The organism is Rhizobium sp. SEMIA 4085 (assembly GCF_013004495.1).
GTDB classification, from domain to species: Bacteria; Pseudomonadota; Alphaproteobacteria; order Rhizobiales; family Rhizobiaceae; genus Rhizobium; species Rhizobium gallicum.
In genome coordinates, this window is record NZ_JABEPH010000265.1 from 1 (window position 1) to 8,600 (window position 8,600).

General features: G+C 56.4%; 6 protein-coding genes and 4 pseudogenes. 3 read left to right on the forward strand and 7 right to left on the reverse strand.

Annotated features, from left to right (window positions below):
* Nucleotides 1-464: 464 nt before the first annotated feature.
* Nucleotides 465-758 carry an IS110 family transposase gene (locus C9413_RS33720; RefSeq protein ID WP_246703829.1) on the reverse strand — a complete coding sequence of 98 codons (294 nt, stop codon included), beginning with the start codon at nucleotides 756-758 and terminating at the stop codon, nucleotides 465-467.
* A gap of 74 nt (nucleotides 759-832) precedes the next feature.
* Between C9413_RS33720 and C9413_RS34265 the strand changes: the two genes are divergently transcribed.
* Complete coding sequence (locus C9413_RS34265) at nucleotides 833-961, forward strand: hypothetical protein (RefSeq protein ID WP_281408665.1); 129 nt, start codon at nucleotides 833-835, stop codon at nucleotides 959-961.
* Between the two features lie 248 nt (nucleotides 962-1,209).
* On the opposite strand, the gene C9413_RS33725 is transcribed toward C9413_RS34265, so the two are convergent.
* Together C9413_RS33725 and C9413_RS22630 are read right to left on the reverse strand one after the other, a co-directional pair.
* Complete coding sequence (locus C9413_RS33725) at nucleotides 1,210-1,395, reverse strand: hypothetical protein (RefSeq protein WP_246703830.1); 186 nt, start codon at nucleotides 1,393-1,395, stop codon at nucleotides 1,210-1,212.
* 362 nt (nucleotides 1,396-1,757) lie between these two features.
* On the reverse strand, nucleotides 1,758-2,744 hold the full coding sequence (locus tag C9413_RS22630; RefSeq protein WP_040114284.1) for a LuxR family transcriptional regulator: 987 nt from the start codon (nucleotides 2,742-2,744) through the stop codon (nucleotides 1,758-1,760).
* Between the two features lie 433 nt (nucleotides 2,745-3,177).
* On the opposite strand from C9413_RS22630, the pseudogene C9413_RS33730 reads away from it, so the two are divergent.
* Nucleotides 3,178-3,402, forward strand: a pseudogene (locus C9413_RS33730) (transposase); the annotation flags it as partial.
* A gap of 272 nt (nucleotides 3,403-3,674) precedes the next feature.
* On the opposite strand, the pseudogene C9413_RS22635 reads toward C9413_RS33730, so the two are convergent.
* Nucleotides 3,675-4,657, reverse strand: a pseudogene (locus C9413_RS22635) (IS110 family transposase).
* 202 nt (nucleotides 4,658-4,859) lie between these two features.
* Between C9413_RS22635 and C9413_RS22640 the strand changes: the two are divergent.
* Nucleotides 4,860-5,193, forward strand: a pseudogene (locus C9413_RS22640) (IS110 family transposase); the annotation flags it as partial.
* A 434-nt stretch (nucleotides 5,194-5,627) separates the two neighbouring features.
* On the opposite strand, the pseudogene C9413_RS22645 reads toward C9413_RS22640, so the two are convergent.
* The 3 genes and pseudogenes from C9413_RS22645 to C9413_RS22655 all read right to left on the reverse strand — a co-directional run.
* A pseudogene (locus C9413_RS22645) lies at nucleotides 5,628-6,660 on the reverse strand (aspartate-semialdehyde dehydrogenase).
* Between the two features lie 353 nt (nucleotides 6,661-7,013).
* Nucleotides 7,014-8,027 carry a 1-aminocyclopropane-1-carboxylate deaminase gene (locus C9413_RS22650; protein WP_040114282.1) on the reverse strand — a complete coding sequence of 338 codons (1,014 nt, stop codon included), beginning with the start codon at nucleotides 8,025-8,027 and terminating at the stop codon, nucleotides 7,014-7,016.
* Between the two features lie 25 nt (nucleotides 8,028-8,052).
* Nucleotides 8,053-8,600, reverse strand: a 548-nt coding sequence (locus C9413_RS22655) for a glycoside hydrolase family 2 protein (RefSeq protein ID WP_348648793.1), incomplete at its 5' end; no start/stop codon positions are given.

The window sequence follows — 8,600 nt, forward strand, 5'->3', positions numbered from 1 at the left end:
GCGGGCGGTGCTGGGGGCTCGTGGCGTCGGAGAGGTGAATAAGAGACAGGGTGTTTCGCGGACGTGCCTTCCGAAGGTAATCGGCGATCGCCTCGCTAGCGTCCGCCGATTGTGTCCGCGGAGGTTCTCTAATCGCGGTGGTCAAGCTGGGCTCAGTTGTTATCGCGGGTCAGGCTGATGGTTCTCTTCGAGGTCGGTATTTCGACCGCCTCATCATGGCGTTGGATAGGCTCAGTCGACCAATGTGGTGTTCGCGGTTATCTGAACGGAACCAGCACTCGCATTCCTGGGATCGGTCTTGACTGCGCCACCGTCCTGACCGGACGATTTCGCTGATCTCAGCAAGGCATAGACTTCGTTGCGATCATGCAAGCTCGTTTGAATCTTGCGACGACCAGCGGAACGGCTCGCCGGATATCCACATGGCATGAAGGATCACGGCGAGTTTTCGAGCCACGGCAACTTTAGCTTTGCGATAGCCGCCGCGCCGCGCAATGCGCAGCCCCCAACTCTTCAAGGCAGAGAACCGCGGAATACGTTGTCAGTAGCGCGTTGGCCGCCTCATATAGGCTGCGTCGAAGAAAGTCGTCACCCCGCTTCGAGACGCGGCCGGATTTCATTGTCTCGCCGGAGGCATAGATGCGGGATGTCAGGCCAAGGTATGCTCCGGCACTGGACGATCGTTTAAATCGTGCCGGATCATCAATGGTTGCAGCGAAGCCGAGTGCGGTTATCACCCCCACACCAGGCACTGACATCAGGCGTCACACCACAGTGTTTTGCCGCGCTATCGAGCGAACTTTCCCATCGAGAAGACGGATCTGCTCGGCGCGTGCCCTATCAGCGCTTTCCACCACAGCTCGGATTGTTGGAGACGCATGCAATCGCCGTCGACGATCTCCTCGGCACGCTTGGCAAACCCGCCGACGCATTTGCCGAACAGGATGCCAAAGGTGCGTAGAACACCTCTGGTCTGGTTCTCAAGGTCGCAACGGATTTGTACGAATTGGCTGCGGGTGGCAAGGAGCGCCCGCGCCTCGTGGCTCGCTGTCGATTTTACATGAACGCTCTTGCACCAGCCGTACGAATGATCTGCGCCAGGCCGATGGCATCGTTGCGGTCCGTCTTGGCAGGCATCATCTTCAAAGCTGCATTAGCGTGGCGAGCGCCCATGCAGATGATGGGAACGCCACGCTCTCTCAACCCATTTCAAAGCCAGACCGACAACGGACCGGTCTCAAGTCCTGCACGGGTTACGGCAAACGGCTTCAGCGCCTCCCCACTCGCGTCCGGCCAGGATGCCACCTTCCGTTCGGCAATCATGCTGCCCTCGTCATCAACAATGCAGATCGAGGTCGTTTGCTGGCTGACATCCAGCCCGGCATAATACTTCATGGCGGTTCTCCTCATAGCTTCGACACACTGGCCGCGGTTAACAAGGGACAGTGTGGAGAGCCGCTGCCCGGAAGGCTAGGCCCTGAGCGATTACGCTATGTGGTGTAGCTCGCGACTGATGGCCGTGGTTTGACATGGGTCGGAGGGAATATCAGCGAGCCACACCGCGCAGACTGATTTGCGGATCATCGCTCATTGTGGCGATGGTCCAAGGGTAAATATATAACGCGAGCGCTGGACCGCACATTTCATCATTCTGCTCCAAGAGTCTAGGCTGTTCTACGTACGAATGAAAGCATGTCAATCTGCGTTAGAATGCGCCGCAGCTCCCCGTCGATGTTTTCGGATCTGAACCTTGAGTCTTACAATTCGATAATGCCGAGGCTTATTGCTTTCATAGCAGCGACGGTTCTGCTGGCCGCATCCAACTTCCGCATCACGTTTTTTATATGAAAATTAACAGTATTTGCAGAAATACTCATGATAGTTCCGATGTCCCACGACGATTTTCCTCTTGCCACCCACAAAATACACTCTTTCTCTCTTTTAGAGAGGTGAGGAACTGTTTTGATGACATTCGAATTAGCGACCTTCACAACTCTTAGATGGAAATGTATCGCGGCAAGTTGTAAGTAGTTGATGGTTTTATTTTGAAATTCACGGCCGCAATGCTGAGCAAAGCTGATGATGGCGAAGCTGCCATCCGGGGCCTGCAATGGAACAGTAACACCCGACCTTAAGCCATACGTTGCGGCCTCGTCAAAGATGCGCCGGTCGTATTCAGTCGTGCTTGCGTCACTGTACACCTCGCTCCATCGAATGGGACCTGCCCTCATTCGACTCTCCTTGATGACGGGGGCTATCCTGTCATAACCCATTTCGAGGCATCGCTCCTGCCATTCATCAGGATAATTCAGGATCTCCTCCGAGTCGCACCGGACCGGCTTCAAAACCTTGCGGTCAGTTGTAAGACGACCATAAGCTATCCGTGTGCAGCCAAAATTCAGCGCAAAAGCCGACAAAAGGTCGAACAACTGCTTGGCTTGAGCGACACCGTCTGTCTCGTCGATAAATCGGCCGAACTCGACCGCAACCCGTCCTTTGTCTGCACATCGGAAATGTGTCGACGGTGGCAAAGAAACCTCATCGGAAACTCCGATCGCCGGTCTGCACACTTCAGGGACGCCGCAGTCATCCGCAAGCGTTTGATAGTCTCTTTTGGACAACCAATTGCACCGCATGTTATCACCGGTGCACCGAGCCGCTGGCCATGAAATTCTGCGGCTCTGCGCACCTGCGGCCGCCGGTATCGCTAGGGCTCTCAATCCGGCTCGACGCAGAGCAGACATTTTGATTTCCTTCCTTCGTCCCGTTCGGTGATGCACGTCGCCGTCAACTCCTGCCACGTGAACAATGACTCAAAAGGCGTGCCAACTTTGCAAAAAGGAACCTCAACGGGATCTTCTTATTGTTTGTCAGTTACTTAAAATCTGGATCAACAGCAAATCAGCCAAAGTGCCGTTTATGTCGTGGCTCGACTAACCCGACAATAATGTCGGTTGCGGGGATTCCCACCTCGTTGGGCTATGCCACTACACAGCGGACAAGCCCTAGCCGTCGCAGAGGCCTAGAACCGGGCGAGACCCTTGTGTGAAAGAAGATAATCTCAGGGAGGTTTGGAGCGCGGGTTGCCGTTCCAGGCGCCCGATCTATGAGGCTGTCGACGATTTGGCGCGAAAGGGATGGACGGGGACCCTTGGATTTGATTCATTCGGTGAACATTGGTTCGAGAAGGAGCCTTGGCGGACAGGCCGCGAGCTGCTGGAACGGCTTCAAGCACTTCATCCCAACGAATACCCCGACGGCCTCCTGCGAACAGTGCAAAGGCTCGTCAAGGAGTGGCGTCGAAACAAGGCACATGCAATGATCTTTGGAATGAATTCCGAAATCGCTCAGCATTCCGCTGACTACGCCGGTGGCGAAAGGAGCAGTCTCGTGAGGCAATAATCGGATCGGTCGGGAGCATTCCCCAATGAGGCAATACGCGTCTCACCGTGATTGCCGCGCTGCAGTCGTCTTCGTGGTCGACACACGGTCGCCGCATGATGGGGCTTCGCAGGTCGAGTGCTCCAATGTGGACGACGCAATTCGCCATTTATGCGCTTGCACCCCAACAGGCGGAATCACCGTGCCTATGTCCCGGCAGGGACGTTCTGACACCGGTCCATCAGGACACTGGCGGAAGGTATTCGGATCAAACTAGGAAGCGTTCAGAACAGCTAGCCGTTGAGCTGACCAGTCTTGAGCATCGCGTGCATAATTACAGACAGTCTGCGCGCAACGGCGACTGCGGCCGTCTTTCCCTCAGCTTCACCCCCCAAGAGCGCAGGCCGCTATCAGCACTGCTTCGCGTGAGGATAACAGTTGCGGCGTCGAACAGGAGACCGCGAAAATGGGCGTCGCCACGGCGCGAGATATGACCGTCATAGTCGACCTCGCCTGATTGATAGCGGCGTGGCGTTAGTTCCAGCCAGGCTCCCACGGACCGTGATTTCTTGAAGTTCTCAGGATCTTCAATGGCGGTCACGAACGAAGTTGCAGTGACAACACCAACACCGGGAACCGACATGAGTAGCCCTGGCTCGTCCGGGCGATCCCTATCAACTGCCTACCGAGTTCGGCCGGCGGCTCGCGCATACTATACCAGGCCTTCAAGAGCGGGAGAATGATCTGCGAAAGAGACTGGTGGCCGTCTAGGAGCATACGGACGTTGTTTCCGAAGGTGATACCATTGCCACTCGGAATGACAAGCCAACCGTCTTCATCAAGCCTCGGATCTGATTTGACAGCTCGGTGCAGATCGTCACCAACCGCGTTCGTGCCGCCACAAGCGTCCGGGTCAACATGCTATCGTACCCTTTGACCCCGACTTCGCGGTAGAAGCCGACCTCAGCAAGATGCGCAAGGCCATCGGCGTCGTTCGCATCTGTTTTGTTCGCAGCCCTGTCGAGCGCCGCCTTGGCATGCCGCGCGTCGATGCAAATCACCGGACCCCCTGCATCGGTCTGCGCATGATAAAACCATATCGAAAGGGGACCGGTCTCAAAGACGACCCGTCTGGCGTCGGGCGCATGCTTAAGGAGCAGGTTATGATGCCATCCGGGTCGGATTTGCATTTACCTCGCCAGATCCTTTTGCCACCGCGACGAATGGAAATGGTTGTCTCTTTCAACGACACATCAAGCCCGATATACTCTTCCATGGTTGTTCTCCGTTAGATGCCTGGGCCTGACTGCGAGTCTTGAGCCCGCACTTTCATCTGATCGGGGAACAGCCCCCAGCTTCCACTGTCGGGACTGCATCAGGGCGGCTCGCTCCCGCGATTACCCCATGTGGACGGCTCCCAACGGAATCGCAATGTGCCAGAATGAGTTCGTTGAAAGCTCAATCGAGGGAGACCATCCGTGGAACAGATTATCCGAATTGGTATAGACACGTCAAAGAACGCTTTCCAATTGCATGGGGTGAACGCAGCCGAGCAACCAGTCCTTCGCAAGAAGCTTTCGCGTAGGAAGATGGTGAAATTTTTCGAGAACGCGCCGCCTACTACCATTGCACTCGAAGCCTGCGGTGCCCCTCATCATTGGGCGAGGTTGTTGAGCGTCTTCGGGCATGAAGTGAAATTGATCGCGCCGCAACTGGCAAAGCCGTATGTCAACCGCGGTGAGAACGATGCTGCGGTGTGAGGCGATGAGCCGCCCGACCATGCGCTTTGTGCCAGTGAAAACCGCCGATCAGATCCCTTGACCGGCAGACGCCAACGCGCTGCCGCCAATGCAGGTCGCAGCATAATCGAGGCCAAAATCCACTTAGCAAAACGCCCGGAACTGTTCAGACAAACCGACCCACCTCTTTTCACCTTAGGGCGCAAATGTTTCAGAACGAAGTGGCAGTCTCATCAGATTCTGCGCGAGCCGTTGGACTCATTGCGTATTTTCCGACGCATCATTTGTACCGATGAGCAACGAACTATGAGCGGAACACTGCTTAGCCGCTCTCGGCGCAACTGGTTCGCCGTCCGTTCCGGGTACATCCGTTCATGGATCTCACGCGCCCAGGGAAATCGCCAGCTTATGTTCACCGGCCGTGAGTCGCTCCGCTAAATCGAGCGACTCGACCGAAGTCTTCAGGATGCCGAAAACTAGAGCCTCCGAATTTCAGAACCGTTGCGTTCATTGTCCACCAATCACGTTGTTGGAAATTGCAGGCTTTGCGATGAGAAGTGCGTTAAGCGCCGCGCCAACCTGAAGATTATCTGCGACGATCCAGAGCCAGAGCCCGCACGGATTCTCGGGGTTTACCCTCACGCGCCCGACGTGAACAACCGTAGGGTCTTTGAGAAGGCGCGGCGTCGGATATCCTTCGTGGGTTCCGTCTGCATAGAGCCGAACATCAGGCTCTATCGTCAGCAACTCATGAACCCGCTCCAGGGGAACGGGCTCTTGTAGCTCGAGATAAACCGCCTCCGAATGGCCATTTACTACGGGAACCCGAACACAGGTGGAGGTTAATCGCAGATGAGGCAGACCAAAGATTTTTCGAGACTCTTGAACGAGCTTGCGCTCTTCTAAAGTCACCCCCTCCGAGGCGATCTCACCAACTTGCGGTATTACATTGAACGCAAGGGGAAAAGGGAAATGCTCCGCGGTTGGCGGCGCTTGTCCAACCAGTGCGGCTCTGGCCCCTTCCAATAGCTCGTCGATCCCTTTCAGGCCGCCCCCCGAGGCGGCCTGAAAGGTGGTCAAAATGATCTGATGGACATCAAATCCAGTTACCAATGGTCTGAGAGCGCGGACCAGCTGAATCGTTGAACAGTTTGGATTTGCCACTATCCCCGAACGCGGGCGAACCGCGAGCGCATCAGGATTAACTTGTGGTACGAGGAGTGGTACGTCCGGGTTCATTCGAAAGGCGTTCGAGTTGTCGATCACGAGGGCGCCCTGGGCTGCGAACAGAGGTCCATATTTGGCGCTTACGGCGCCCCCTGCGGAAAAGAATGCAATATCGGCTTGGGTATCGTCGATCTCGTCGAGTGGCTCCACGATGCAGATTTCATCTCGAAACCTTGATTGGCGACCGGGCCGAGGTGCGGGACGCTAGCAACCGCAAACGAGAGACCGGAAGCTGGCTCGACTCCAGCAACTTGATCAGTTCAGCTGCGACAGCCCCCGTGGCTCCGATGATAGAAATATCTAAGGTTCTCATGATACTCGACCTCCAGAGGGCAGTTCCGGGCAGCTCGCTACCCGCGTGGCTATGTTCACTGCTCCTATAGAGGCTGTGTCGGGCTCCTGACTGGGGTATGGTGGACGATCACCGCCCACACTCTATGTGATGATGGAATCATCAAAAACTACTAGGTTCGGTAGGGGCAGTATTGAATGCACCTGCTATGCATCACATGAAAAAACATTCAGCATACCGTATTTTTTGTTGGAGGTGCCCTGTCGCTCAGGCCCGACGTTGGCTCAAACTGGAGATTTCCGAGACTCGCAAGGGCACCTTCGTGGAGCAGCACGACCGCATAGCGCGTGCGTTCGCCGCAACATCGCCTGGCTTCAGCCGTTGCGAAAGGTATAGCTGTAACCGTTGATCGCCGGCGCGCCACCCAGATGCGCATAGAGGACCTTCGATCCCTCTGGAAAAAAGCCCTTCTGCACGAGGTCGATCATCCCTTGCATTGATTTGCCCTCGTAGACGGGATCGATGATCATGCCCTCCAGCCGCGCGCACAAGCGGATGGCCTCCTTCGTTTCCTCGGACGGAATGCCGTAACTAGGATACGCATATCCCTCGAGCAAAAGCACGTCGTCGTCGTCGATTTCCTCGCCGAGCTCAACGAGCGTTGCAGTATGCCGGGCAATTTTTAGCACTTGCGCCTTGGCTTTGGTGGGGGTTGCGGAGGCATCGATCCCGATCACGTTGCGCTGTCGCCCGTCTCTGGCGAACCCGACCACCATGCCGGCTTGCGTCGAACCCGTCACCGTGCAAACCACGATATAGTCGAAGGCAAATCCAAGCTGCTTCTCCTGTGCACGGACTTCCTCCGCGAAGCCGACGTAGCCGAGACCACCCAATGTGTGAACGGATGCCCCGGCTGGTATTGCATAGGGTCTACCTCCTCTTGACTTGACCTCGTCGAGTGCCGCTTCCCAACTGCCGCGGATGCCGATGTCAAAGCCCTCATCGACCAGCCACACCTCTGCTCCCATGATACGGCTCAAGAGAATGTTACCGACTCGGTCGTAAACGGCATCTTCATGTGGTACCCAGCTCTCTTGGACAAGCACGCATTTCATGCCGATCTTGGCGGCGACCGCCGCGACCATTCGCGTGTGGTTGGACTGCACGCCGCCGATGGAGACAAGCGTATCGGCTTTCGACGCGATCGCAGCAGGGATGATGTATTCGAGCTTGCGAAGCTTATTTCCGCCGAACGCGAGACCGGAGTTGCAGTCCTCGCGTTTGGCGTAAATTTCCATCTTTCCCCCTAGATGCTTGCCGAGGCGGTCGAGCTTCTCAATGGGCGTAGGTCCAAAGGTGAGCGGGTATCGTTCGAACTTTTTCAGCAATGTTCTCTCCAGTGACGTACCTTGATCAGACTTCGACTACTCGCCGGCTACCCAGGGCTCTGATCTGACCGGTGGGAACAGTTTCCGCCGACGTTCCAGCTCTCGGATGAAGCCTCAGCCGCCGCATCGCACCCGACGGCAAGTGGAACCAATCGTCCTCCGCCCGATAGGCTTCAAGATCGACCTGTACCGATTGTGCCAGCCGGTCGCTGTGTAGTTCAAGGAACCAGTGATCGTCCTGCTGCGCGACGGAAGCCGTGATTTCGGCCTCATGAAAGGCTTTCGTCCTGCCCAAGGGGAAATAGAAAGCTTCGGCGATCAGCGCCTCGGTCTCGGGCGCTGTGAGACGCGCCACCGTGACGTCATGCGACGGCGGGCCGAAGCGGAAGGCATAGGTGGTGTCGAAGAAGGCGCCGAAGAGATCGGTGCAGGCGATCTTGCGCTTGGCGCGGGCTTCGATCGGGAGGCCAAGCTTGCCGCTCACCACTTTTTGCCAGCCATCGCGCAGGCAGTGGACCTCGAGATCGAGGTCGAGCGTCACATTGCTCTCGTTGATCACATGGACATCGAGGC